Annotated in this window: 26 protein-coding genes; 2 read left to right on the top strand and 24 right to left on the bottom strand. The window is 36.6% G+C overall.

The genetic code is table 11. The features are described from left to right. The first annotated feature begins 196 nt into the window (after window positions 1–196). Window positions 197–964 carry a type III pantothenate kinase gene (locus tag HMPREF1135_RS06020; protein WP_007593136.1) on the top strand — a complete coding sequence of 256 codons (768 nt, stop codon included), beginning with the start codon at window positions 197–199 and terminating at the stop codon, window positions 962–964. Window positions 965–1,009: 45 nt separating this feature from the next. On the opposite strand, the gene ftsZ is transcribed toward HMPREF1135_RS06020, so the two are convergent. The 13 genes from ftsZ to HMPREF1135_RS06085 form a co-directional block, all read right to left on the bottom strand. Then, window positions 1,010–2,371 (bottom strand): cell division protein FtsZ, encoded by a 1,362-nt coding sequence (ftsZ, locus tag HMPREF1135_RS06025; RefSeq protein WP_007593137.1) that lies wholly within the window; start codon window positions 2,369–2,371, stop codon window positions 1,010–1,012. A 123-nt stretch (window positions 2,372–2,494) separates the two neighbouring features. Then, complete coding sequence (locus tag HMPREF1135_RS06030; protein ID WP_007593138.1) at window positions 2,495–3,193, bottom strand: cell division protein FtsQ/DivIB; 699 nt, start codon at window positions 3,191–3,193, stop codon at window positions 2,495–2,497. 1 nt (window position 3,194) lies between these two features. Continuing rightward, on the bottom strand, window positions 3,195–4,526 hold the full coding sequence (locus HMPREF1135_RS06035) for an FtsW/RodA/SpoVE family cell cycle protein (protein ID WP_007593140.1): 1,332 nt from the start codon (window positions 4,524–4,526) through the stop codon (window positions 3,195–3,197). Window position 4,527: 1 nt separating this feature from the next. After that, window positions 4,528–5,874, bottom strand: coding sequence for a UDP-N-acetylmuramoyl-L-alanine--D-glutamate ligase (gene murD, locus HMPREF1135_RS06040; protein WP_007593142.1), 1,347 nt, complete (start codon window positions 5,872–5,874; stop codon window positions 4,528–4,530). 8 nt (window positions 5,875–5,882) lie between these two features. Continuing rightward, complete coding sequence (mraY, locus tag HMPREF1135_RS06045) at window positions 5,883–6,851, bottom strand: phospho-N-acetylmuramoyl-pentapeptide-transferase (RefSeq protein WP_007593144.1); 969 nt, start codon at window positions 6,849–6,851, stop codon at window positions 5,883–5,885. A 15-nt stretch (window positions 6,852–6,866) separates the two neighbouring features. Further along, window positions 6,867–8,900, bottom strand: coding sequence for a peptidoglycan D,D-transpeptidase FtsI family protein (locus HMPREF1135_RS06050; protein ID WP_007593146.1), 2,034 nt, complete (start codon window positions 8,898–8,900; stop codon window positions 6,867–6,869). Further along, complete coding sequence (locus HMPREF1135_RS06055; RefSeq protein WP_007593147.1) at window positions 8,869–9,375, bottom strand: hypothetical protein; 507 nt, start codon at window positions 9,373–9,375, stop codon at window positions 8,869–8,871. Before HMPREF1135_RS06055 ends, HMPREF1135_RS06050 begins: the two co-directional genes overlap by 32 nt. Continuing rightward, window positions 9,376–10,311, bottom strand: a complete 936-nt coding sequence (gene rsmH, locus HMPREF1135_RS06060) for a 16S rRNA (cytosine(1402)-N(4))-methyltransferase RsmH (protein ID WP_007593149.1) — start codon at window positions 10,309–10,311, stop codon at window positions 9,376–9,378. A 156-nt stretch (window positions 10,312–10,467) separates the two neighbouring features. Further along, window positions 10,468–10,755: a hypothetical protein gene (locus HMPREF1135_RS06065; RefSeq protein WP_034242966.1), complete on the bottom strand. Its 288-nt coding sequence runs from the start codon at window positions 10,753–10,755 to the stop codon at window positions 10,468–10,470. After that, a complete protein-coding gene (gene argF / locus HMPREF1135_RS06070) occupies window positions 10,745–11,692 on the bottom strand; it encodes an ornithine carbamoyltransferase (protein WP_007593153.1) in 948 nt (315 codons plus the stop codon). Before argF ends, HMPREF1135_RS06065 begins: the two co-directional genes overlap by 11 nt. A 70-nt stretch (window positions 11,693–11,762) precedes the next feature. Beyond that, complete coding sequence (locus HMPREF1135_RS06075; protein ID WP_007593155.1) at window positions 11,763–12,545, bottom strand: TrmH family RNA methyltransferase; 783 nt, start codon at window positions 12,543–12,545, stop codon at window positions 11,763–11,765. Window positions 12,546–12,559: 14 nt separating this feature from the next. After that, the gene (locus HMPREF1135_RS06080; RefSeq protein WP_007593157.1) at window positions 12,560–14,497 is read right to left on the bottom strand and encodes an NAD(+) synthase; all 1,938 of its coding nucleotides are present in this window, start codon (window positions 14,495–14,497) and stop codon (window positions 12,560–12,562) included. Beyond that, window positions 14,494–15,042, bottom strand: a complete 549-nt coding sequence (locus HMPREF1135_RS06085; RefSeq protein WP_007593159.1) for an HD domain-containing protein — start codon at window positions 15,040–15,042, stop codon at window positions 14,494–14,496. The genes HMPREF1135_RS06080 and HMPREF1135_RS06085 overlap by 4 nt, the downstream gene beginning before the upstream one ends. A 114-nt stretch (window positions 15,043–15,156) precedes the next feature. Between HMPREF1135_RS06085 and HMPREF1135_RS06090 the strand changes: the two genes are divergently transcribed. Further along, complete coding sequence (locus HMPREF1135_RS06090) at window positions 15,157–15,936, top strand: hypothetical protein (RefSeq protein WP_007593161.1); 780 nt, start codon at window positions 15,157–15,159, stop codon at window positions 15,934–15,936. A 52-nt stretch (window positions 15,937–15,988) separates the two neighbouring features. On the opposite strand, the gene HMPREF1135_RS06095 is transcribed toward HMPREF1135_RS06090, so the two are convergent. From HMPREF1135_RS06095 to yajC, 11 genes are all read right to left on the bottom strand, one after another. Next, window positions 15,989–16,486, bottom strand: coding sequence for a tRNA (cytidine(34)-2'-O)-methyltransferase (locus tag HMPREF1135_RS06095; protein ID WP_007593169.1), 498 nt, complete (start codon window positions 16,484–16,486; stop codon window positions 15,989–15,991). After that, on the bottom strand, window positions 16,483–17,643 hold the full coding sequence (locus HMPREF1135_RS06100) for an aminotransferase class I/II-fold pyridoxal phosphate-dependent enzyme (RefSeq protein WP_007593172.1): 1,161 nt from the start codon (window positions 17,641–17,643) through the stop codon (window positions 16,483–16,485). Before HMPREF1135_RS06100 ends, HMPREF1135_RS06095 begins: the two co-directional genes overlap by 4 nt. Beyond that, complete coding sequence (locus tag HMPREF1135_RS06105) at window positions 17,640–18,122, bottom strand: Lrp/AsnC family transcriptional regulator (protein ID WP_007593174.1); 483 nt, start codon at window positions 18,120–18,122, stop codon at window positions 17,640–17,642. The genes HMPREF1135_RS06100 and HMPREF1135_RS06105 overlap by 4 nt, the downstream gene beginning before the upstream one ends. After that, window positions 18,094–18,696, bottom strand: coding sequence for an AIR synthase-related protein (locus HMPREF1135_RS06110; protein WP_007593176.1), 603 nt, complete (start codon window positions 18,694–18,696; stop codon window positions 18,094–18,096). The genes HMPREF1135_RS06105 and HMPREF1135_RS06110 overlap by 29 nt, the downstream gene beginning before the upstream one ends. Beyond that, window positions 18,696–20,315, bottom strand: coding sequence for a VanW family protein (locus tag HMPREF1135_RS06115; RefSeq protein WP_007593182.1), 1,620 nt, complete (start codon window positions 20,313–20,315; stop codon window positions 18,696–18,698). The genes HMPREF1135_RS06110 and HMPREF1135_RS06115 overlap by 1 nt, the downstream gene beginning before the upstream one ends. A gap of 224 nt (window positions 20,316–20,539) precedes the next feature. Further along, window positions 20,540–21,244, bottom strand: a complete 705-nt coding sequence (locus tag HMPREF1135_RS06120; protein WP_007593187.1) for a 3'-5' exonuclease — start codon at window positions 21,242–21,244, stop codon at window positions 20,540–20,542. Next, window positions 21,241–21,870, bottom strand: coding sequence for an endonuclease III (gene nth / locus HMPREF1135_RS06125; protein WP_007593188.1), 630 nt, complete (start codon window positions 21,868–21,870; stop codon window positions 21,241–21,243). Before nth ends, HMPREF1135_RS06120 begins: the two co-directional genes overlap by 4 nt. After that, on the bottom strand, window positions 21,867–22,361 hold the full coding sequence (locus HMPREF1135_RS06130) for a deoxycytidylate deaminase (protein ID WP_007593190.1): 495 nt from the start codon (window positions 22,359–22,361) through the stop codon (window positions 21,867–21,869). The genes nth and HMPREF1135_RS06130 overlap by 4 nt, the downstream gene beginning before the upstream one ends. A 7-nt stretch (window positions 22,362–22,368) precedes the next feature. After that, a complete protein-coding gene (locus HMPREF1135_RS06135; RefSeq protein WP_007593192.1) occupies window positions 22,369–23,466 on the bottom strand; it encodes an L-threonylcarbamoyladenylate synthase in 1,098 nt (365 codons plus the stop codon). Next, a complete protein-coding gene (locus tag HMPREF1135_RS06140) occupies window positions 23,467–24,462 on the bottom strand; it encodes a 3'-5' exonuclease (protein ID WP_007593195.1) in 996 nt (331 codons plus the stop codon). A 53-nt stretch (window positions 24,463–24,515) separates the two neighbouring features. Continuing rightward, a complete protein-coding gene (yajC, locus tag HMPREF1135_RS06145) occupies window positions 24,516–24,824 on the bottom strand; it encodes a preprotein translocase subunit YajC (protein ID WP_007593197.1) in 309 nt (102 codons plus the stop codon). Between the last annotated feature and the right edge of the window lies 1 nt (window position 24,825).

The following is a 24,825-nucleotide window of genomic DNA, read 5'->3' on the forward strand; positions in this document are numbered from 1 at the left end:
AAAGCCTCCATAAATCTTAATTTTTATTTAGATATAATGCTTACACGATTATACGCTATTTTATTATTGCAAGCAAGAACAGAGATTAGTATACTTTATATAAAATAAAGCTTTTATTGAAATATCGTTCTCAAACGCTTAGACGGTATACATACTTTAAAAGCCTTAAATCTACTTACATAAGAAGGATAATTTTATGATTTTAGCAATCGATATGGGTAACACAAATATTGTCATCGGCGGTATCGACAATGAAAAAACATATTTTCTTGAAAGAGTCACAACCTACACTACAAGAACCGATCTTGAGTACTCTATGTATATAAAAGGTATCCTCGATATACATGGAATAAAACCTTCGGATATAGAAGGTGCAATTCTATCAAGTGTAGTTCCTCCTCTGAATGAAACCGTCAGAAATGCAATCAAAAAAATACTCGGTATTGAATGTATGCTTGTAGAATCAGGTATGAAAACAGGATTGAATATACTTATGGACAATCCGAAAACTGTCGGCTCCGATATGATAGTGGACGCTGTGGCTGCAATGGATGAGTATCCTCTCCCTTTGGCAATCATAGATATGGGAACCGCTACCACCATATCTGTAGTAGATAAAAGTGGAAATTATATAGGCGGTATAATACATCCGGGACTACGAATCTCACTTGATACTCTAAGTTCAAAAACCGCTCAGCTTCCACAGGTAAATCTCGATATGCCGAAAAAAGTTATAGCAAAGAATACAATAGACAGTATGAGAAGCGGTATCCTCTTCGGACATGCAGGTATGATGGACGGTATTATATCACGTATGGAAGAAGAGCTTGGTGAAAAACTTAATGTGGTAGCCACAGGAGGTCTCGCACCTTTTGTAACACCTCTTTGTACACATAATATTATCGTAGATGACAATCTTTTACTTAAGGGATTGCTCAAACTATATATCAAAAATTATATATAAGCACAACAAAGCCTTGGAAATTTCTTCCAAGGCTTATTAATTGCATTATTTCTTTCTCTTTAAGAAATCAGGTACATTTATCTTTGCTTCACCTGTTCTTATAATAGTCGGGCGCTGTACTGATGAATAATTTCCGTTATAATTTTGATTGTTCATATTCGGATTATTCAAGCCCTGATTGTTTTGAGTATTCAAATTAGGATTGTTAAAATCACTCTGATACTGCCCGAAGTTTCCTGTATATCCACCGGTATAACCGCCTTCCGGATAGCTCTCTCCTGTATAGCTTGCTGTAGGATTTATATAATTATTCTGCTCAGGCTGAGTCTGTACAGGTCTTTCCATACCCGCCGTATGCATTCCCTGCAAATATGCATCATTTCTTTTCGGCATATTATCATTTTGATGCTTGGTATTTATATCTCTGATTAATTCTCCTACAGGAGTATCATTTATTGCATTGGTTACACCTGTAGCAATAACTGTAATCTTCACACTGTCAGGCTCAGCATCATTATATGATACACCGAAGATAATATTTGCCTCTTCACTTACAAGCTCACGTACATATCCGGTTGCCTCATCTGCCTCAACAAGACCGACATCACCTGATATTGAAATAAGAACATGAGTGGCATTGTCAATACTTGTCTCAAGAAGCGGTGATGAAACAGCAGCCTTCACAGCATCAAGAGCCTTGTTGTCTCCTGTTCCGTAACCGATACCGATATGTGCAAGTCCTTTGCCTGTCATTACTGTTTGTACATCGGCAAAGTCAAGATTAATTATAGCGGTCTCACTTATAAGGTCTGTTATACCCTGAACGCTCTGCTGTAATACCTCATCAGCCTTTTTAAGAGCATCAGGCATAGTGGTCTTTCTGTCCACTATCTGAAGTAATTTCTCATTCGGTATCACAATCAAAGTATCCACATACTGCTTCAGATTCTCTATACCTGCAAGTGCATTTTTCATTCTCTGTCTGCCTTCAAAAGGGAAAGGCTTTGTTACTACACCTACTGTAAGTATACCGAGATCTTTTGACGCTCTGGCAATAACCGGTGATGCACCTGTTCCTGTACCACCGCCCATTCCACATGTAACAAATACCATATCTGCATTCTTCAGCTTATTTGTGATATCTTCAATATTCTCTTCTGCCGCTTTTTCTCCCACTTCAGGCTTTGCTCCGGCACCAAGTCCTTTTGTAAGCTTCTCGCCTATCTGTATAATACTCCCGGCTTTACAATTAACCAAGGCCTGTTTATCGGTATTAACTCCAATAAATTCCACGCCTTCTACATTTTCATCAATCATTCTATTTACGGCATTGTTTCCGGCACCTCCGACACCAACCACGATGATCTTCGCTGCATTCTCATTTACCGGCTTATTTATTTCTAACACAGATATATTCCTCCTGTACCCCTACACTTAAGCAAACTCTCATCTTATAATAAAGGTTTTTCATATAAATATCAACTTATTTTTCTTTAAAGTCTTCTGTAATAACTTAAGTATATTATATAGTTATCTCTTCTTAAAAGTATATGTTGTATTTTCTTTTATAGGATTATAATTATCCAGATAAAGTATTCCGGACAAATCCTTTATTTTCTCCCATATATCTCTCAATTCGCCTATTTTACCGTTTAATTCACTCGAATCTCCCAGATAGACCTCTATTTTTCCTATATATAATGTTATATTATTATCTGAAGAAATTGTAATCTTATCTACCGTTATTCCGTATCCTACCAGAACCTGTGTGATATTGAGCATTTCTTCAAAAACTTTTTCATTTGAAATCGGAAGTTTCTCATACAATACCACTCTTCCGAAATCCAAACCGTCTATTATCGGAATTCCGTCAAGAAGATTATTTGAACTCTCCACCACAATTCCGTCCTTATCAAAATACATATATGAACTCATATATTTTACACAGCCTACAACACTTTTTTCATATACTATGATATCGGCACTGTCCATTCCGGTTACATATATATCAACCCCTTGAATGAAAGGTATATTGTAATCTTTTTTAAATTTACTTCGTATAAAATTATAAAGTGTTATTTTTGATAATTCATTCGGAAACAGCATTTCCTTCATTTCTTCATCAGTATACCTTGTATTTCCTCCGAAATTAAAATCGGTTATTTTGACCGAAAATATTCCGACAAGTATAAATGCAAGGCAAAATAAAACAATGTAAAACTTCTTCATATCAGTAGTCCAGCTTTATTGATCTTGCGACACTCAAAACAATTCCCATCTCTCCAAGCAGTACCAAAATAGATGTACCTCCGTAACTTATAAATGGAAGTGAAACTCCGGTATTAGGCAACACTCCCGTTACAACCGCAATATTAAGTATAACCTGCAAAGACAAATGTATCAAAATTCCCACCACAAGATACACACCTTCAGGGTCCTTTACAGAAAATGATATCTTTATCATTCTGTATATTAAAAATACAAATGCACCCATTATAAGTCCGGCACCGAAAAGTCCAAGTTCTTCCACTATTATAGCAAAAATCATATCATTTTGAGACTCCGGAAGGAAAAACTTTTGCATTCCCTGTCCAAGTCCCTTGCCGAAGAAACTTCCTGAACCTATAGCATATAGTCCCTGAATTACCTGATATCCTCCGTCTCTGCTGAACTTCTCCGGCTCCGCCCAAACAAGCAATCTTGTCAAATGATAATCTCTTGCTCCTCTTTCATATATAAATTTTACAAAAGGTTTTGAGAAAAACAAAATTACACCCATTGCTATTGCACCTACTGTGTGAAGTCTCTTATTTGATGTACCTAAAAAGCTCATGCAAAACGCAATTAAAAATATAATTATGGATGTACTCAGATTTTCAACCATAACCAATACTGTCGGAACAAAGATTACTCCGAATAAAAACCAAAGTTTCTTTTCAGCAACCTTTCTGTCTGTAGAATGTAAATCATTTTTATATTTTACCAGATAGTAAGACGAAAAAATAATAATCGCCACCTTTACAAACTCTGAAGGCTGGAATTTTATACCGAACAGATTAATCCATCTTCTTGCTCCGTTTGCATCCCTACCTATAACCAAAACAGCTCCGACAAGTGCGGTCGCAACCATGTAAATAAGCTTCGACAGTTTTATCCAAACTTGGTAAGGTACTATTGATACAAATATCATCAGAATAAGACCTGCAACAACAAAGATAAGCTGTTTATTTACAAAATAAGCGGAGTTTTTAAACTTCAAATCTGCAGTGTATGAACTTGCCGAGTAAATCATTATCAAGCCCAACACCAACAAAAACAAAATAGTAAATATAAGACTGTAATCGTAAAACCTTCTTTTTTTAGTTTCATTTTTTTTACTGTCATTAACAACCGGTTTCTTAACTCCGATTTTTCTTATTTTATTTTCTTTAGCAGTATCAACTTTTGTTTTCTTCTGTCCGCCTTTTTCCACCTTTATTTTTCTTTTTACGGCTTGGTTTTTCAATTCTTTTTTTGCTACATTTTTAATTTTGGCTTTATTCTTCTTTATATCATCAGCCATATTATCCTAATTCCCTAACACAGTCCTTAAATATTCTTCCACGCTCCTCATAGTTTTTGAACATTCCCCAACTTGCGCAAGCAGGTGAAAGAAGTACATATTCTCCCGTTTTTGCTTCATTTGCACATATTTTTACGGCCTCCTGCATGCTGTCAACCGTAACTATATCATTAAAGCCGTGTTTTTTTGCACACTCTTCTATCTTCCCGGCTGTAGCTCCCATAAGTACAAGTTTTTTAACCTTTGTACCGAAGCTCTCTATCCATTCATCATACTCCGAGCCCTTATCATAACCTCCGGCAATAATATATGTTACCGCCGGCATTGCAAGTACGGCTTGAATCGCCGCATCCGGATTTGTACCCTTGGAGTCGTTATAATATCTTACTCCCTTTACTTCTTTTACAAATTCTATTCTGTGTTCAACGGCATGAAATGCGTAACATGAATTTACGATGCTCTCCATAGGTACACCGTATGAAGATGCTATCGCTATTGCGGCCATAACATTCTCATAATTATGTCTGCCAAGTATATTCAACTTCTTTGTATCCAAAATTTCTTTTGCAACACCGTTTTTACTCTGCATAATAATATCTTTATCAAGATAAAATCCGTCTTCAAGCTTTCTCCTGCTTGAAAAGAATACGACTTTGGCTTTTACCCTGTCTGCAAATTCTCTCAAAGCCTCATCTTCATAGTTTAAAATACAAAAGTCATCTTCAGTTTGATTTTTACTTATATCTTCTTTTACTTTGATATAGTTCTCCATAGTATGATGTCTGTTTAAATGATCCGGAGTTATATTCAAAATAGCCGATATATTCGGTCTGAAGTCGATAATTGTTTCCAATTGGAAAGATGATGTCTCAAGCACAGTAACCGAATCCTCATCCGTTTTATCTGCAATGTCTGTATAAGGTATTCCTATATTACCGACCGTAAAGCTGCTTTTTGCAAAATTTGACATTATCTCGCCGACAAGTGATGTTGTGGTTGTCTTACCGTTTGTACCTGTTATAGCTATCAATCCGCCTTTAGCGTATTTAAACCCGAGCTCAATTTCGCTCCATATCGGAATGTTATTTGCTTTAAGTACCTGTACAAAATCAGTCTCCAAATCTATTCCCGGACTTATAACACAATATGACATATCCTCTAAATCTTTCTTTTTTAATTCTCCGAGAATAATATTTATGTTTTTGTGATATGCCTTATCAAACTTTGCAAGTATTTCTTCTTTATTAAGTTCTTTATTACTGTCAAAGAGTATTACCGCCTCATTATTTTTTAAAAGTAATGTGGCGGCGGATATACCGCTCTTTCCTAAGCCCGCAACTCCAATCATATTGCCTCCTACATAAACAGATAAACTAAAATACCAAGTATTATGGTAACTACACAAAATACTGTCACGGTCCTTGTCTCAGACCAGCCACAGAGTTCAAAATGGTGATGTATAGGTGCCATCTTGAAAAATCTCTTGCCCTTTGTAGCTTTAAAATATCCGACCTGAATGATTACCGATATTACCTCTATCATATATATAAATCCGATAACTGCAATAAATACAGGTATCCTGCACATAAGTGCATATGATGCGACAAAACCTCCAAGTGCCAAAGAACCCGTGTCTCCCATAAATACTTTGGCAGGATAAGCGTTAAATATCAAAAATCCCATAAGGCTGCCTATAACCGCACCTGTAACAGGTGTGACCGAAAAACCGCCCTTTAATCCTATAAGCATAAAGAATAATGCTACTATAACAGTAACGCTTGAGCATAATCCGTCAAGTCCGTCGGTAAAATTCACACCGTTATCGGTTCCCAGTATTACAAAAAGTGCAAAAGGTATCCAGATAATACCGAGATTTAATATTATACCTTTATCAAATGAACCTGTAAAAGGTATAAGCACACCGTAGTCAAGTCCATATATTTTATACAGATATATTATAAAAATAACACTGACTACAAGCTGAAGTATGAATTTTTGTGATGACTTCAGTCCTTCAGACTGCTTTTTCTTTATTTTCAAAATATCATCCAAAAATCCTATTATACCATAGGATATAGTAAATAAGAATACTACCGCCACTTCTTTATATTTAGGTATCAAAAACAGGCTTGCAACCAATATGCCGGCCAGAAATGAAATTCCGCCCATCGTGGGAGTACCTGTCTTCTTCAAATGTTCCTTAGGCCCGTCATCCCTTACCATCTGGCCGAATTTAAGTCTGTGCAAAACAGGAATAAACAAAGGACAGGCAATTGCAGTGACAACAAAACCTATCAATAATGCAATCAATGTATCTCTTAACATAATAACTCCAAAATTTTATTCTTCTCCCTCTCCGGCAGGCGCTCCCGGAAGCCCGTTTCCGCCGTCGTTAGGTATTACTTCTTCTGTAGAATAGTTCTTTGTCTCCTCTTGCTTTGGAGTATTGCTGTCCGTAATACCCTCTGCAGTCGGGAATGAACTTACATCTATACTTTCGTCTACATTTGAATATATATTCATATATGGCAATACTTCTGTCATGATTTTTGAGAACAAAGAGCTTGCATATGCCGATCTTGCCTGATCCGCCACATGAGGAGTATCCACAAGAACATAGCATACAACTTCCGGTGCCTGTGCAGGTACGCTTCCTATAAAAGAAACCAAATAATTTCCGTTTCCTCTTGGGTACTTTTCTGCAGTACCGGTTTTTCCGCCGACATCATAGCCCGCAACCGCTGCGGCACTACCTGTTCCTTCCGCTACCGTTCTCCTGAGCGCTTCATTTATAAACGCTGTGGTATGTGCGGAAACCGTCTCTCTTACAAGCTCAGGCTCAATATTTTCTATTATTGCACCCTTTGAATTCAAAATCTGTTTTACAACATGAGGTTGATAATATGAACCGCCGTTTACAACAGATGAATACGCAGCCGCAAGTTGAATCATAGTTGTATTATAATTTTGTCCGAAAGAGTTTGTTGCAAGATCCGTTGCACTTGCATTATCCGCAGTATGTATAAGTCCGCTTGTATCCGCTTCTCCCGGCAAATCTATTGCGGTCTTTGAACCGAATCCGAATACCTTTTGATATTCATAAAACTTCTGACTTCCTTCAGCTCTTGAAATATCCATCATCGCCACATTACAAGACTCCATAAGAGCCTCCGTAACATTCAGTACACCATGTCCGTTTCTGTTGGCGCATCTTATCTTCCAGCCGCCAACTTCTTCAAATCCCCTACATTCATAGCTTTCATTGCCTGTTATAATTCCCTCTTCCATGGCGGAGGCTACCGTAAATACCTTTGAAGGTGAACCCGGCTCATATGTATCGCTGACAGCATAGTTTCTCCATATATTACTGAGCGCCTCCACCTTTGCCTTGTCATCCATCTCGGCCTGCTGTTCAGGCGAGTAATAATTATTCAAATCTCTGGGATTATTCAAATCAAATGTTCTGCTGGTAGCCAAAGCAAGAATTTCACCGTTATTAGGATTCATCACTATTGCCGCAGTCATATTTGAACCTGTAGAACTTTGCCATTCTGCAATATGTTTTTCTACAATCTTTTGGATATTCAAATCTATGGTCGAAACCACCTTATTTCCGTCTGTAGGATTTTTAATCACTCTTTCAAGAGACGATTCATCATTTAAGTATCCGTATTCCCTGCCCGATACTCCTATTAATTTATCATTATAATACTGCTCTATTCCTGAATTACCGCTCAAATCTTCATTATTTGCAAAGCCTATAACATTACATGCACTTGAACCGTAAGGATATCTTCTTACATAACTTTCTTCAAACCAGATACCGTATACTCTTTCAGAGCTTTTACTCTCTTTGTAAGACTTATTGTACTCTTCTTTTTTTTCTTCAAAAGCTGTTTTTTGCTCATAGCTTATATCTTTAGCATATTTTACATATGAGCTGTCCGACTTTTCTGCAATTGTACTTTTCAACTCATCTGCGCTGTATCCGAAAACTTCACTCAGAATAGATACAGTAGCATTTAAATAATCTTCCTGATCGCTGTTTATCTGCTTCGGATCGATTATCAAATTGTAAACCTTTTCACTTGTAGCAATATATGTTCCGTTTCTATCGAGTATATCACCTCTTTTGTAAGGTATATCTCTAGAATCATATTTTTGCTGTGACAGAATCTTTTGATTGTATTCCTTAGACTTACTTCCTTGTAACATTAGAATCTTAAAAAACAATGCAGCGAAAGCAAGTATAATCATAAACAGGATGATTACAAGCCTTCCCTGCAAATTATCTAAAGGATTGGAAGTACTTCCGTCCTTACCTTTTTTATTATTCCCCTTTTTATCTCGGGATATCTTCAAATTGTCTGACATATTCACTTTCCGTTTTTTCGTATGTTATAACCTGATTCTTCTTAGCATAAATCATACCCAACTTATTTGTAGCTACATCATATATATGATCCAAATCAACGTAAGTCGCAATCATATTCTCCAGCGAATCATTTTCATTTCTTAACTTTTCAAGATTTGATTCATTTTTTTGTGTCTGCTTTATAGTGGAAGTCAACTTTGACTGTATTGCAATATAGTTTGCACACAAAAACAGCATGACTACCATAGCCGCTGAAAACACAACAAGATAAGGGAAGTCCATGGACAATGCTCTTTCCCTGTTTTTCCTTATCATTCTGTTTGTTTTTGCCGCTTCACCTTCAGAAGGCTTAGGTGCTTTTTTCGGAACGGCTGTTTCCACTTTTCTTACAACATTACCGTCTACATAATATTCTATCTCTGTACCTGACTTTTTCTTCGTTCCTTGCCTTTTTTTCTTAACAGTTTCTTTCATTTAGACTCCCTTTTCAAATACTCTAAGTTTTGCACTTTTGGATCTGGAATTTTCCTCCAACTCCTCCTCACTTGGCAGTATCGCCTTTCTCGTAATAACTCTTCCCTTTGATTTATTCCCGCAGACACAGACAGGAAATTTTTTCGGACAAACACATGGTGACTCGGCTTTCTTAAATGCCTGTTTTACTATTCTGTCCTCTAAAGAATGGAATGTGATAACAGACAACCTTCCTCCCGGTTTCAATAAATCAATCATTACATTTAATGAATCGGTTAAAACCTCAAGCTCTTTGTTTAATTCAATTCTTATGGCCTGAAATGTTCTCTTTGCAGGATGTCCTCCCGTTACCTGTATCTTCATAGGAATTGAAGCTTTTATAATATCCACCAACTCAAAAGTGGTTTCTATTCTCTTCTTATTCCTATATTCAACAATATGTTTTGCAATGTTCTTTGCAAATCTGTCCTCACCATAGTCTCTTATAATATGAAAAAGTTCAGACTCCGAATAGTCGTTTACAATATCAGACGCCTTTAACTCGTTTCTGTCATCCATTCTCATATCAAGCGGAGCATCATATCTATAGGTAAAACCTCTCTCGGCAGTATCAAGCTGATATGAAGATACTCCAAGGTCAATGTATATTCCGTCAACCTTGTCTATGTTTTCTTTTTTCAATATATTCTCTATATTAACATAGTTGTCTCTTATAATAATAACATTATTACTATAATCAATCAATCTTTGAGTAGCAGCCTTGACAGCATCCGCGTCCTGGTCGATTCCTATAAGTTTACCGCTTCCCAGTCGTTTAACCACTTCTAAGGCATGTCCTCCACCACCTAAAGTGCCGTCAACATAGCAGCCGTCGGCTTTTATATTCAAAGATTCTATCACTTCATTCAAAAGCACCGATTTGTGATTGAAAGTCATAATAAATCCCATCCCTATAATATCTGCGGAGGATATACCTAAGCACAACTCCACCACTATAAGAATATTAGACTACTCCGGTAAAAAAATCAAGTTTTTATATTCTTAAAATTAATATGCACCCGAAAATAAACTTTATTTTCCGGTGCATATCAGTTAAATATTTAAAAATCCTATAGTCGACATTAAAAGCATAAACAAAAATAGAATAAACATTATTATTGCTTTTATAAAACTGTACTTTAAATGTTCCTCATTTTTGAAATATTTTATTGCATCCAACAGACAACTTACTGAAAACAATAAAAATATCAAAGGGAAAAATATTGCATACTTATTTGGTGATAGAAATGCGAATACCACCATCACTATGATAACAATCGCAAGTATCACATGCATTACATCCCTGAACAAAAGAAAACCCTGCTTTCTTCTACCTGTCATCTCCTTTACCCAATGTAGCTACCATCACCGCCTTAATAGTGTGCATACGATTTTCTGCTTCATCAAACACCACTGATTTTGCGCTTTCAAACACATCCTCAGTTACCTCGTATCCCTTTACGGCAGGCAGACAGTGCATAAATATTGTACTTTCCTTTCCTGTTTTTTTCATCAGTTCCGTATTTACCTGATACGGCCTTAAAAGTTCGATTCTTTCCTTCGCTTTATCCTCTTCTCCCATTGAAGCCCAGACATCCGTATATATTACATCCGCATCCTTAACAGCATCCGTATTATCGCTTATAAGAAGTTTTGCTCCTGAGGATTTTGCATAGCCTTCACACAAGCTTATGAGTTCCTTACTTGGTTGCAGCGATTTAGGAGCCAGAACTGTCATATTTACTCCAAGTTTTGTCATTCCGATCATAAGAGAATTCGCCATATTGTTTCTGCCGTCACCGACATAAACAAAATTCAATCCTTCATTTTTTCCGAAATGTTCCTTCATAGTAAGAAGGTCTGCCAGAATCTGTGTCGGATGATACTCATCCGTAAGGCCGTTCCATACCGGTACACCTGCATACTTTGCAAGTTCCTCCACCGTGGAATGTTTAAAACCTCTAAACTCTATACCGTCAAACATTCTTCCGAGAACTCTTGCCGTATCGGCAACGCTTTCCTTATGTCCAAGCTGTATATCATCCTTACCGAGATATTCAGGAAATGCTCCTTCATCTCTTGCACCTACAACAAAAGCACATCTTGTCCTTGTTGAAGGCTTCTCAAACAGGAGCGCTATATTTTTGCCTTTCAATCTGTCTCCGGTAATACCTTTTTTCTTCTCATCCTTAAGCTTTGCAGCCAAGTCCAGCAAATATTCTATCTCTTCTCTTGAAAAATCCTTCAGTGTAAGAAAATGTCTTCCAAATAAATTCATAAATATACCCCTTTCTTAATATTTTAACAGTATATCATATAAATATAAATTTGTCTGCATAAAAATTCATTTATTTTCTTTTTTGTCTTGCAGCCTCATACATCAGTATGCTTCCTGCAACCGCTGCATTCAAAGACTCCACCTCACCAAGCATAGGTATTTTGACCTTATCTTTCACTATATCTAAAACTTCTTTTGAGATTCCTGCTGCCTCATTACCTATTATAAATGCAATATCCTTTTTATAATCTGGAGCGTCGTATTCAATTGCCCCTTCAAGACTGCTTGCATAAATATTAATATTTTTTGAATAAAGCTTTTGTATCACTTCTTTAAGATCCTTTACATAAATAAAAGGAACTCTGAAAATTGATCCCATTGTAGAGCGTATAACCTTAGGATTATAGATATCCACAGTGGTTTCATTCATTATAATACCTGTAATCCCCGCTCCTTCTCCGGCCCTGACCAAGGTACCGAGATTTCCCGGATCCTGAAGGCTGTCAAGAATAAGCAAACTGTGTGGAGTATCTCTTTTATCCAATATTTTTTCAAGCGTATATTCTTTTCTTTTTACAACAGCCATTACTCCCTGTGGAGTTTTTGTATCTGATACGGACTCAAATATTCTGTCACTGACCGTCTCATACTCCGGATAGATTTCGGACAATATTTTCCCGTTTTCAGCCTCAAAGCTTTCACTTGCAAATACGTCCAATATCTCATCCTTTTTGAGTTCTTTAAACATTCTGATGCCCTCAATAATATAGGCATTATGTTTTTTTCTGGCATTGCTCTTTTTTATAAGTGCCGCCAGATCTTTTATCTTCTTATTTCCTGATGAAGTAATCATTAGCTTCTCCCATATTACAGATCCGTTTTTATATTTTCCAGGTCTTTTATCCACAAAGCCTTACTTGCATCACTTGGCATTCTAAGATCACCTCTTGGAGATATTGCAATACTTCCGACCTTAGGGCCGTCAGGCAGTGCGGATCTCTTAAACTGCTGTGAGAAGAATCTTGAGTAGAAAACATTCAACCATTTTAAAATTGTCTCTTCATCATAGATATCCTTAAATGCTTTCTTTGCCATTCTGTATATCTTTGAAGGCATAAAACCGAAGCGAAGTGCATTGTATAAAAAGAAATCATGTAATTCATACGGTCCCACCAAATCTTCCGTCTTTTGTGCTATCTTTCCGTTTTCAGGCGGCAAAAGCTCAGGAGATACAGGTGTATCAAGAATATCATAAAGTATATTTGCTATCTTCTTATCCTCTGTTGTATCGGCATAGTAATTTACCAAATGTCTAACCAGAGTCTTTGGAATTGAAGCATTCACACCATACATTGACATATGATCACCGTTATATGTTGCCCATCCAAGCACAAGCTCGGACAAATCACCTGTTCCTACGACTATACCGTTATCTCTGTTAGCAATATCCATAAGAATCTGAGTTCTTTCTCTTGCCTGTGCATTTTCATAAGTAATATCTTTTACATTTATATCATGTCCGATATCAATAAAATGCCTCTTTATAGATTCAACTATTGAGATCTCTTCCAAAGTTGCACCGAAGCTTTTTGTAAGTTCACAGGCGTTATTATATGTTCTGTCCGTAGTTCCGAATCCCGGCATTGTAACAGCCTTTATACCGCTTTTATCAAGTCCAAGCATATCATAAGTCTTGGCACATACAAGAAGTGCAAGAGTTGAATCCAGTCCTCCGGAAATTCCGAGAATAACATTTTTTGAACCGATATGCGTAAGTCTTTTCTTAAGTCCAAGAGCCTGTATTGTGAGTATCTCCTCGCATCTTTCATTTCTCTTTAACATATCATCAGGTACAAAAGGCTTAGGATCGAAGTTTCTCTCAAGTTCAAGCTCATCATTCTCGATCTCAAACTCCATAACCATGTAATCTTTACGATTGCTATCCTGTCCTTCTCTTATTTTAAATGTAGTCTGCTTTCTTCTTTCCAAATTAAGCCTGTTTACATCTATCTCAATTCTTACGGCTTCATTTTTAAACCTTGTACTTTCAGCCAGAATTTTACCGTTTTCCGCTATTATTCCCTGTCCTCCGAATACCAGATCCTGAGTAGATTCTCCCTCTCCGGCATTTGCATAGATATAACCGCATATAAGTTTCTTTGAATGATTGCTTATCAAGCTGTCACGATATGCCTTTTTTCCGACTATATCATTTGATGCCGAGGCATTTACAATAATGTTTGCACCTGCAAGTGCATGTCCTATACTTGGAGGATCTGCAACCCAAAGATCCTCACATATCTCACCTGCCAAAACAAGTCCCGGCATATTTGTACATTCAAACAATATCTTTGAGCCCATAGGGATTACATCATCAAAAAGATCAACCCATACCGCATTTTCAAATCCCCTGTTAAAATACCTCTCCTCGTAAAACTCACCGTAATTTGGCAGATTTATTTTATTTATAAGCCCCAGCATCAATCCGTTTGATATAACCGCTACAACATTATAAAGCTTTCCCTTATAATCCCAAGGCAGCCCCAGAAAAATAACAGATTTATGTCCCTTTGTAAAATCAACTATTTCTTTCAATGCCTTCTTGGCTTCACTGATAAGCGAATCTTGAAAAAAAAGATCATTACATGTATATGCTGTCAGACAAAGCTCCGGAAATACTATGATACTGCTTTTATTTTCCCATTCTTTTTCTATGGCCTTTTTTATACTTTCCTTGTTATAGTCCACATCACATACTCTGATATCAGGTGATACGCTTGCAACTCTTATAAAACCGTCTCTCATATTTTCTCTTTAACATCTCCAAAAACAAAATCACAAAGTTTCTCATATTCCCTATAAAACTCATTATCTTCCAGGTCTTTCAACGCATCAAGTATACCATAATAGTACATTGCCTGCTTTACCTTATCTTTCTCATTAAACCTAAGTAAAAAATCGTTTCCGAGGCAAAGATAATCTCTTGCGGAATTTCTGATATTTGACAGTTTATCTCCAAGAGCTATTATCTTTACTTCTATTGATTCATCTTTCAAAGTTTTTAATGTATGCATCTTTCTCTCAATCCATGTCTTTGACTTATCCTCAGATTCACTTCCTACAAGAGCCGCTACTTTTTTCCCGAATTCTTTTTCTATCTCGGTTATGGTAACGGAAGTATCTTCAACCGTATCATGTAGTAATGATGCTACTCTTACTTCTTCATTGTCTGTAATCAAGGATACAATGGTACATACCTCCAAGGGATGGGTAATATACGGTATTGTGCTCCCCTTTCTGAACTGGCCCTCATGTGCCTTAATCGCAAATTTCACCGCTTTTTCTATCATAACAACTCCTTTAATTATTATATTTTTCTTAAGTCAATTTTTAACTTGAAGTTTTTTTTTAAGTCTGTTATTCTAATCAAAGATTGCTTGTACAATTGAAAGTGAGGAAAATCCATGGCAGATGAAAATAATGTAAATGAAAAACCTAAAAAAAGGAAGTTTTCAAAACTCAAATATATAATAGCATTTATATTCATAAATGTAATCATATTTTTTGCTGTAACCTCACAGCCTCATTTCGAAATTTCCACAGTTGCGGATTCCGATTCCAAATCTGTAGAAATTAGAGTGACTCAAAAGAGCTTTTTCCCATTGCAAAGTTTTACAATGACTCTTGACGACTCGCCGCTCTCATATACAAAGAACGGTAATACATATGTGGCTACAGCAACAAAGAACGGTACTCTGGAAGTAGTTGCTACAAATCTGAATACAATGTCTCAGACTATATATGAAAGAATAGATAATATCGACTCCACCGCACCTACTATATTTGCACAGTTGGTGAAAAAAGGCGTGCTTAATATAACATTTGAGGACGGACATTCAGATATTGACTATGACAGCATCTACGCAATAGACAGTGATGACAGAAAGTTAAAGCCTTCAAAAATAGATGAAGAAGAGGGCAGAGCTACATTTGAATTTGATACCTACTCTATAAAGGCGTATGTTTCCGATACGGCGGGGAATGAAGGAGAAGTTGAATTTAACAACAGCGAAGTCAACCAGACAAAACTTGTTTCTGCTGAAGGTACAGAAGTAAATGATATTCCTGTTGAAGAATCCGGAAATAATGAAAATGATATCTCCGATCAGACTACTTTCGATGTCGGAAATTTAAATGAAAAACCGCCTAAGAAAAACGATGACTATTTATACGAAAAACATTAATATAATTAAAATAATAAAAAAACTCCATTCCAAACGGTCCGGAGTTTTTTTATTATTTATATTTAAGTCTGTGTAATTCTCCTGTAAGCTGCATTTTTTCAAATCCGTTTTGTGACAATGCTTCGTACAAGATAATTGCCACCGAATTTGACAGATTCAGACTTCTGATATCTCCCCACATAGGTATTCGTATACATGTGTCTTCATTTTCTGCAAGTATCTCTTCAGGTATTCCTGCACTTTCTTTACCGAACATTATATAATCATCCGGCTTATACTCTACATCTTTATATGTATGATGCGCCTTTGTAGTTGCAAAATACATATGCTCTCTTGCCGCAGGATTCTTTTCATAAAAGTCATTTATATCGGAATATATTGTAACATCAAGATTCTTCCAATAGTCCATACCTGCGCGCCTTATCTCTTTTTCATTGATTCTAAAACCCAGAGGCTCTATCAGATGAAGTCTTGTACCCGTTGCTACACAGCTTCTTCCGATATTGCCTGTATTTGCAGGTATTTCAGGTTCAAGTAATACTATATTCATGAAAGACTCCTTACAAACTTCTCAATTCTTGAGATTGCTTCCTTAAGTCTTTCTATAGAATATGCATATGAGACTCTGACATAGCCCTCTCCGCTTGCACCGAATGCCGTACCCGGAACTATAGCGGTCTTTTGCTCTTCCAACAATCTTGTTGCAAATTCTTCCGATGTCATATTAAATCTTTTTATACTCGGAAATACATAGAATGCTCCCTGCGGTTCAAAGCATGTCATTCCAAGTTCATCAAATTTATGTAATAGAAATCTTCTTCTTTGATTGTATGACTCTCTCATCTTGGCCACATCGTCATCTCCATGCGCCAGAGCCTCAACAGCGGCATACTGACTTGTAGTAGGTGCACACATAATGGCATATTGATGAATCTTTGTCATCTGAGCTATAATTTCCTTAGGACCTGTAGCGTATCCGAGTCTCCATCCCGTCATGGCATAGGATTTTGAAAAACCGTTTATAAGTATGGTTCTTTCTTTCATTCCTTCTACCTGAACTATTGAAGCATGTTCTCCTTCATATGTAAGTTCACAGTATATTTCATCGGATATTACATACAAATCTTTTTCTATACAAACTTTTGCTATCTCTTTTAACTCATTTATATTGAGTATTGATCCTGTAGGATTATTCGGAAAAGGTAAAATAAGTATCTTTGTCTTATCTGTTACTTTTTCCAAAATTTGACTTGCTTTCAGCTTAAAACCGTCTTCGGCTTTGAGTTCAATTATTACAGGTTTTCCTCCTGCCAAAATTGTACAAGGCTCATATGAAACATATGAAGGCTGTGGTATCAAAACTTCATCGCCTGCATCAAGCATAGCTCTGAGCGCAATATCAATACCCTCACTTCCACCTACTGTAATGATCATTTCGTCTTTCGGATTATATTCTACATTAAGCTTTCTTATAAGATACTTTCTTATTTCTTCTCTAAGCTCCATCAAACCTGAGTTTGATGTATAAAAAGTTCTTCCTTTTTCAAGAGAATATATACCTGCATCTCTTATAAAATAAGGTGTATCAAAATCGGGCTCTCCAACTCCAAGAGATATTGCATCTTCCATAGTATTGACTATATCAAAAAACTTTCTGATACCTGAAGGTTTTATTGATGTTATTGTTTTTGATAATGGATTTCTCATGGTGTTATCAGCTGCCTCTCATCTTTTTTCTTTGCAGATAATATTGTTCCATGGTCTTTATATTTTTTCAGTACAAAATGTGTTGCGGTTGAAAGCACTGAATCCATAGGTGCCAATTTATCAGAGACAAATTGTGCCACTTCTCGCATTGTTCTTCCTTCAATAAAAACAGTAAAGTCAAATGCTCCACTCATCAAATATATTGCACTTACTTCAGAGAATTGGTAAATTCTTTCAGCAATATTATCAAAGCCCATACCCTTTTGAGGTGTAACTCTTACTTCAATAAGTGCATTCACCTTTTCATTGGCTGTTTTTTCCCAATTGATCAATGTATGATAACCGCATATCACACCTTCTTTTTCCATATCGGAAATCTCATTTGCAACGGCTACCTCATCTTCACCCAATAAAATAGCCAACTCCGCAATATCAATTCTGGAATTTTTTTCAATTACTGATAATATCTTCTCTCTCATCTTTTATCACCTTAAAAATTTCATCCTGCAAAGGCCTGTTCACATATTCTACAGATTCCTTATCTGTAATCACCTTATCAAGGCTGTCTGTCAAACAACCTATTACCTGTGCAGCAATCCCTCTTTCCTCCAAGTATTTACAGGCAGATATAGGGTCCTCACTCAGAACTATCTTGCCTTCGCTTAAAAGTCTATATATATTTATTCCGAAATATTCACAAATCTCAATACAAATCTGTATTGTACTTATTTTTTTTATTTCTATCTCAAAACCGCGGCCACGAGACTTTGCAAAATTATATAATGCCTTTAGGATTCCACCTTCCGAAACATCCAGCGTTTCACCATTGACCTCTGTCAATATACCGTTTATATCTACAGGAGCACATTCAGGTCTGTCATTATTTATGGGAGATAAATATCTCCCATAATAACCGTTTTCTTTAACATGCTTTTCTATGCTCTCTATATATACTTTATTAAAATATCCGTTTAATTCTTCACGGTAATTCTCTATCAATATCAAAGAGCCCTTAAGTCCGGCATATCCGCAAAATATTATATATTTTTTCATTACTGTCCGTCATTAATATTCGGATTAAAGCCCGGACCTTGACTGACATCAACAGAATTATCTGCAGGTCCGTTATCTGCAGGAGCATCATTCACAGTTTCGCCACCCTCGGTATTTTCTACCGGTGCGGCTGTAGGAGCAGGGGCATCCACTCTGGTACCTCTGATATAAATATCGTCAGCCATTCTGTAAGTATCACTTGATACCAATTCTCTGCTTACCTCAACTCCGTTTTCCTTTACAACCTTCCAAAGCTTTGAAACTCTTCCCTTATGTCCGTCAGATTCCTTTCTGACATATCCTACAGGCTTTGAAGGATCGTCTTTATAAGTCTTTCCCTTAGGTGTTTCATTGATTACTTCAGAAACAAATTCAATTGTTCTGTTTGTAGATCTGTCTTCCTTACCCCAGATAGTAAATGTAACATTTCTTCCGGATGTCACAGCCTCTACATATATAGGAGTACTTCTGTTGTTTGTAACCTTTATATCCTTATAATCTCCGGCAATCGCCGCATCACCGCTTGGCTGTACATAGCCTACTATCATTGAGTGATTTTTTCTCTCTGTGATTTTTACTTCAGCTCTCAGCGCGGCCTGATATAATGTTGTTGCAATCTGACATGCACCACCGCCGACACTGTCTACAACCAATCCGTTTTGATAAGCCTTTGCCATCTTATATCCGTTTTTAATTGTAAACGGTTGCATTCTTTCATAACCCGATATTGTTTCACCCGGCATCAAAAGCACACCGTCCATCTTTTCGGTTCCGACAGCAATATTTGTGGCTCTCTCGGATGTGGAAGAAGAGTAGTTGGTTGTAAATGTACCAAGCACATCCTTTATATCTTTTAAATCCTCAGCCTTAACGGCTGCGGCCTGCTTAGTAACTTGTGCTTCTATTGTCTCTTCTTCACTTTTAAGTATTGCTTCCTTAAGCTTGTCTACAGTAGAGTCCTTATCTATTGAATATCCGTCATGTTCAGGTGTTATCTCAAATGCACCGTTGACTCTTTTTATAGTTGCATTAACAGGTGCATCCGGATTCTTACTGTTGGCTCTCTTAAAAAATGCATTTAAAGCTTCTTCATTAAATTCAATATCCGGAGTAATGCTTTCAGGATTTTCTATAAGACCTGCACTTTTTGCAAATCGTTCAATCATATTTCCTGATGTATATTTACCCGCTTCAGACAGTATATACTCTTTATTTTCTATGCTTGCACCAAGATCCGAAAAGCTGCTCTCTATCTGCTCTCCGTTTACAGATAAGATAAACTTCTTCTCATCAACTTTAGTCTGAAGTTTTTCCAAAGCTTCACTAAGTGCAGTCATTGTTTTAACGCTGTCATCTAATCCGCTTACACTGAATCCTTCAGGCAGTCTTCTCTCAGCTTTTATTCCTTCATCTTCAGTTACAGCCTCCTGTGTGCTCTCCTGTTCTTTGGTTGTCTCCTCTTCTTTAGCATCACTGTCTGTAGACTTCTTATCGTCAGCTTTTGCCTCCTGCTTTTCGGCTCTAACTTCAAAACTACCTGCTCTACTACCTATTCCAAATCCTGCAACAGCCATAAACACAGCCATTGCTGCAGTTATATTTCCTATATTCTTCTTCAACTTTCCCTTGTCCTCTCTAGACCGGCATACCTATATTGACAATGCTGACACTACTACAGGTACCACCATAGCCAGAACTAAAATTGTAACTATAACTATTGATATAATCTGTCTTTTCTTATTCTTCATATAAACCTCTTTTCTTTATGGGATAAACTATACTTTTATGATTTTAGTGAAATGTTTTCAGTCTACAGAATGTAGACTGTAATATTTGCGCTTTATCAGGTAAAATCGACGCTTCCTGATTTTATTTTATCCATCATCCTTTTAGCTTCGGATTCTGAAAGCAAGTCAATATTTACCTTGCATCCAATTCTATGACAGTTTAGTAATTTCTGCAAGTCCTCTTTTGTTCTTTTTCTGATAGGAACGAACTTTTTTATCTTAACCTTCATAGCTTCCGGGCTTATTTCAAGAGTTTTAAAATTTTTCATAATTTCCTGAAATAAGACATGAGTATAGTATGCATCACTGAACGCTCTGTGAGAGTTTTTTCTTTCAATACCGAAGTAGGCACATGCATCAGTAAGATTTTTTCTCACATTATCCGGAAGTACCTTCTTACATAATTTATATGTATCAATACCTCTTTTCTCAAATTCCAATCCTGCTCTGTTTGCTTCTTTCTTTACAAAGCTGTAATCAAAAATTGTGTTATGTCCCAGTAGAACATAGTCTTCACAAAAGTCCACTATATGATTTATAACCTCATATATCCTTTTTGCATTCTCAAGCTCGTTTTCACTGATTTTTGTCAATTCAAGTATTTTGTCATCCACCGGCATATCCGGGTTTATAACACAGGAGAAAGTATCAATTATCTGTGAATCTTTTACTTTTAAAAGTCCAACTTCAATTATCTTATCTTTTGACAACCTTATTCCGGTAGTTTCAAGATCAATTGCTATATAATCGGAAATCATCATACTTTGGCACTCGGACAGTCGTCTCTTAAAAAACAAATATCACATTTTTCTCTTCTTGCAATACATATGGTCCTGCCAAGAGTTATCAAGTCCGTGTTCCAGACTATCCAGTGATCTTTTGGAAGTATCTCCATAAGTTCAAACTCTATTTTTACCGGATCGTCACTTTCTGTAAACCCGAGTTTTTTTGTAATCCTTTTTACATGTGTATCTACCACTATACTTGGCAAATCAAATATATTTCCTCTGATTACATTGGCGGTCTTTCTGCCCACTCCCGGAAGAGTTAAAAGGTCATCCAGATCGCTTGGCACCTCTCCTCCAAAGTCGGTCAAAAGCTTCCTTGCACAGGCAATCAAGTTTTTAGCCTTATTATGATAAAAACCTATGGAATGTATATCTTTCTCCATTTCAGACAAATCTGCATCGGCAAACTTCTCCAGACTGTCATATTTTTTATACAAATCTCTTGTCACCATATTTACTCTGGCATCTGTACATTGAGCACTGAGTATGGTTGCAAACAGAAGTTGCCACGGAGTATTATACTCCAAATAAATTATTTTTTCCGTACCATATGTTTCATCCAGCTTTTTTAAAATTCTTTCAAGTCTTTTATCAATCATACCGTTATCTCTATTTTTCTTCCGCTTGGCTGATATTCATAATATCTTACACCTGCTGCATTCAACATTCTTTTACTGGCTCTTACGGAAGGGCTTGAGGCATATTTATCCTCCTCATATATTATAGTCTTTATCCCCGCCTGAATTATTGCCTTTGCACATTCATTGCATGGAAATAAAGTCACATATATTTTACTTCCCTCTAAAGAACCGCCTCTGTAGTTTAATATTGCATTCAACTCACTATGTGTGGAATACAGATACTTTGCATTATAAGGATCTGTAAGTTCAAATTCCTTTCCCCATGGGAAATCCTCATCGGAGCAGCCTCTTGGAAATCCGTTGTACCCCATAGACAGTATCTTATTATCCTCACTTACTATACAGGCGCCTACCTGAGTGTTCGGATCCTTTGATCTTCTTGCACTGAGCTTTGCAACACCTATAAAATATTCATCCCAGTTTATATAATCTTCTCTCTTTTCGCTCATAATCCACCTATAAATCTATTATATTAAAGCCTGCAGCTTTCTTTAGTCTGTTCATTACCGCTCTTCCGATACCGCTCTCATCAAATGACTCGGATATTATATTCTTTACCCCAAGGTCATCACATTTTCTGAGTACATCAAAGAGGTTGTGGGCAATACTGCTCATATCTTTTATACTTCCGAGGCTCAAAAGTTTTATATTATCCTTTTTATTTTCGTTTATAAGCTGTAATAAAACACTTTTATGTTCATCCACTGTAAGTATCGCCGTATCGATATCCGATTCCATTATCTGTGACCTCAGATAATCGGATACCGCACTTTCACTTCCTCTTAACATCTTCATATCAGCCTTCGGTGCGTAGTGCTTATATTTCATTCCCGGTGCCTTAGGAGCCTCTCCTGTTGATAAAAGATGCTCAATTGCAGGGTCTATATTTACATTGCCGCATACATCTCTAAGCATTTCAAGAGTAATTGCACCGGGTCTTAATAGTGTCGGAGTATTTTCTGTCAAATCCACTATTGTGGACTCCACACCTATTCCGACTTCACCACCGTCTATTATCATTTCTATCTTGGAATTCATATCTTCAAATACATGAGATGCTTTTGTCGGAGAAGGTCTGCCTGAAGTATTTGCACTCGGTGCGGCTATCGGTACTCCTGCAACTTCTATCAAAGCTCTTGCAATATTACTCTCAGGAAGTCTTATCGCAACCGTATCAAGGCCTCCGCTTGTAGCATCCGGTATAATGCTCTTCTTTTTTAATACCACAGTCATAGGTCCCGGCCAAAACTTGTTTGCCAAAGTATAAAACAGCTCAGGTATATCATTTGCAATATCTTTTACGTCTTCCGTTTTTGAAATATGCACTATCAACGGATTGTCGCTCGGTCTGCCCTTTGCCGCATATATCTTTTTTGCAGCTTCAGGCATCAGAGCATTTGCACCCAGTCCGTAAACCGTTTCTGTAGGAAACGCCACCAAGCCTCCGTTTTTTATTATGATTGCGGCCTCTTTAATATCTCCGTCCCCATATAATTCATCAATATCTTTTTTATCTATCTTTTTTACAATAGTTTCTTTTATTTCCTGCTTCAATTATACCTCTTCCGAATCTTTTAAAAACCTTCTTTTGCTCTTAATCAATCTCTTTTGCTTACTCTCTTCGTACTTTTCTCTGATTTCTTCAAAGGTTGCCGTATCTACAACCTTTGTAGTCTTTATTACATAGTATCCGTCATTATTTTTTCTTACTCTTATTTTCCCCTTCACAATTCCATGTTCAGGGCAGATTCCTACACAGTAGTAATTCCTCTGATTTGTTGAAAACCATTTTATTTTTTTCTTTAACATTCTGTTGCATCTGTCACAAATAAGATCTGAATTATGCTTATCCGCTATCGCCTCTTCCTTTGTAGGAAACAGAGTGGATACAAACTTTGAATATCCCGAAAAATGCAAATATATTTCCTCTTCACTGCTTCTCGGTACACGATAATAGTCAAGTGAATAATATTCACTTACAGGTCCGAAATCCATATTTTGCATTACTTTGGCTGTATATACGGCATCATCTAAAGCATGATGAAAAGGTCTGTTATTCTCAATATTCAGCATATTCACAGCTCTTTCAAGAGGTATCCTGTCCTGTTCTCCGTTAGGGTATCTTATGTTGAAGAGCTTTTGAATATCATAGTAAAACAAAGGATACTCAAATTTATTTTCCACATCGTAAAATTTCATATTTCTTTGAAGTTCCACCAAATCGAGATTTCCCCATGTACAGAGTATGGTCTTTTTTTGCTTATTGTCAAGCTCACAAAACTCAAAGAAATCCTTTATAGCTTCTGTAAAAGGAACTCCTTTTTTCTTCAGCTCTCCGATACCTATCTGTACCACCTCATGTACCTTAAAATGCATCTTTTTATAAACTGTGGGCTTTATTACTCTATGAAATTCATCGACTTTTTTAAGCTTTGAATCAAGCTTTACCGCTCCTATTTCTATTATTTCAAAGGGAAGATCTTTATTGCTGTATTCTCTGCCGTTAGGACTTTGGTTCCATTCCAAATCCAGCACTATATAACTATCCATATCCACCTTTCCAAAAAAGCACATCCGAAGATGTGCTTTGATTTTGTCTTATTTTATAATGTCATCTTTTCGTTCTTTACAATGGCATCTTTTCTCATCGGAATACGGCAATTTTTATTGTTTCCAAACTCCACTATTACAGTATCATCTGTAATATCAATCAATACACCATAAAATCCTGATGCAGTCTCTACCGTATCACCAACTTCTAAACTTGCAAAAAGCTCAGCCTGCTTAGCTTTTTCTTTTTTATTAGGTCTATAGGCCATAAAATAAAATATAGCTCCTATAAACACTACATACATTGCAATCGCACCTACTCCAAAACCACCACCTGCATTCGCAGTTGCCAAAATATTCATA

This window comes from Lachnoanaerobaculum sp. OBRC5-5 (genome assembly GCF_000296385.1).
Taxonomy (GTDB): domain Bacteria; phylum Bacillota; class Clostridia; order Lachnospirales; family Lachnospiraceae; genus Lachnoanaerobaculum.

Excerpts from the sequence above, each read along its gene's own strand:
- HMPREF1135_RS06020 (WP_007593136.1), top strand. The coding sequence starts at position 197 with ATGATTTTAGCAATCGATATGGGTAACACAAATATTGTCATCGGCGGT.
- HMPREF1135_RS06030 (WP_007593138.1), bottom strand. The coding sequence starts at position 3,193 with ATGAAGAAGTTTTACATTGTTTTATTTTGCCTTGCATTTATACTTGTC.
- HMPREF1135_RS06035 (WP_007593140.1), bottom strand. The coding sequence starts at position 4,526 with ATGGCTGATGATATAAAGAAGAATAAAGCCAAAATTAAAAATGTAGCA.
- murD (WP_007593142.1), bottom strand. The coding sequence starts at position 5,874 with ATGATTGGAGTTGCGGGCTTAGGAAAGAGCGGTATATCCGCCGCCACA.
- mraY (WP_007593144.1), bottom strand. The coding sequence starts at position 6,851 with ATGTTAAGAGATACATTGATTGCATTATTGATAGGTTTTGTTGTCACT.
- HMPREF1135_RS06050 (WP_007593146.1), bottom strand. The coding sequence starts at position 8,900 with ATGTCAGACAATTTGAAGATATCCCGAGATAAAAAGGGGAATAATAAA.
- HMPREF1135_RS06055 (WP_007593147.1), bottom strand. The coding sequence starts at position 9,375 with ATGAAAGAAACTGTTAAGAAAAAAAGGCAAGGAACGAAGAAAAAGTCA.
- rsmH (WP_007593149.1), bottom strand. The coding sequence starts at position 10,311 with ATGACTTTCAATCACAAATCGGTGCTTTTGAATGAAGTGATAGAATCT.
- HMPREF1135_RS06065 (WP_034242966.1), bottom strand. The coding sequence starts at position 10,755 with ATGACAGGTAGAAGAAAGCAGGGTTTTCTTTTGTTCAGGGATGTAATG.
- argF (WP_007593153.1), bottom strand. The coding sequence starts at position 11,692 with ATGAATTTATTTGGAAGACATTTTCTTACACTGAAGGATTTTTCAAGA.
- HMPREF1135_RS06075 (WP_007593155.1), bottom strand. The coding sequence starts at position 12,545 with ATGATTACTTCATCAGGAAATAAGAAGATAAAAGATCTGGCGGCACTT.
- HMPREF1135_RS06080 (WP_007593157.1), bottom strand. The coding sequence starts at position 14,497 with ATGAGAGACGGTTTTATAAGAGTTGCAAGCGTATCACCTGATATCAGA.
- HMPREF1135_RS06085 (WP_007593159.1), bottom strand. The coding sequence starts at position 15,042 with ATGATAGAAAAAGCGGTGAAATTTGCGATTAAGGCACATGAGGGCCAG.
- HMPREF1135_RS06090 (WP_007593161.1), top strand. The coding sequence starts at position 15,157 with ATGGCAGATGAAAATAATGTAAATGAAAAACCTAAAAAAAGGAAGTTT.
- HMPREF1135_RS06095 (WP_007593169.1), bottom strand. The coding sequence starts at position 16,486 with ATGAATATAGTATTACTTGAACCTGAAATACCTGCAAATACAGGCAAT.
- HMPREF1135_RS06100 (WP_007593172.1), bottom strand. The coding sequence starts at position 17,643 with ATGAGAAATCCATTATCAAAAACAATAACATCAATAAAACCTTCAGGT.
- HMPREF1135_RS06105 (WP_007593174.1), bottom strand. The coding sequence starts at position 18,122 with ATGAGAGAGAAGATATTATCAGTAATTGAAAAAAATTCCAGAATTGAT.
- HMPREF1135_RS06110 (WP_007593176.1), bottom strand. The coding sequence starts at position 18,696 with ATGAAAAAATATATAATATTTTGCGGATATGCCGGACTTAAGGGCTCT.
- HMPREF1135_RS06120 (WP_007593187.1), bottom strand. The coding sequence starts at position 21,244 with ATGATGATTTCCGATTATATAGCAATTGATCTTGAAACTACCGGAATA.
- nth (WP_007593188.1), bottom strand. The coding sequence starts at position 21,870 with ATGATTGATAAAAGACTTGAAAGAATTTTAAAAAAGCTGGATGAAACA.
- HMPREF1135_RS06130 (WP_007593190.1), bottom strand. The coding sequence starts at position 22,361 with ATGAGCGAAAAGAGAGAAGATTATATAAACTGGGATGAATATTTTATA.
- HMPREF1135_RS06140 (WP_007593195.1), bottom strand. The coding sequence starts at position 24,462 with ATGGATAGTTATATAGTGCTGGATTTGGAATGGAACCAAAGTCCTAAC.
- yajC (WP_007593197.1), bottom strand. The coding sequence starts at position 24,824 with ATGAATATTTTGGCAACTGCGAATGCAGGTGGTGGTTTTGGAGTAGGT.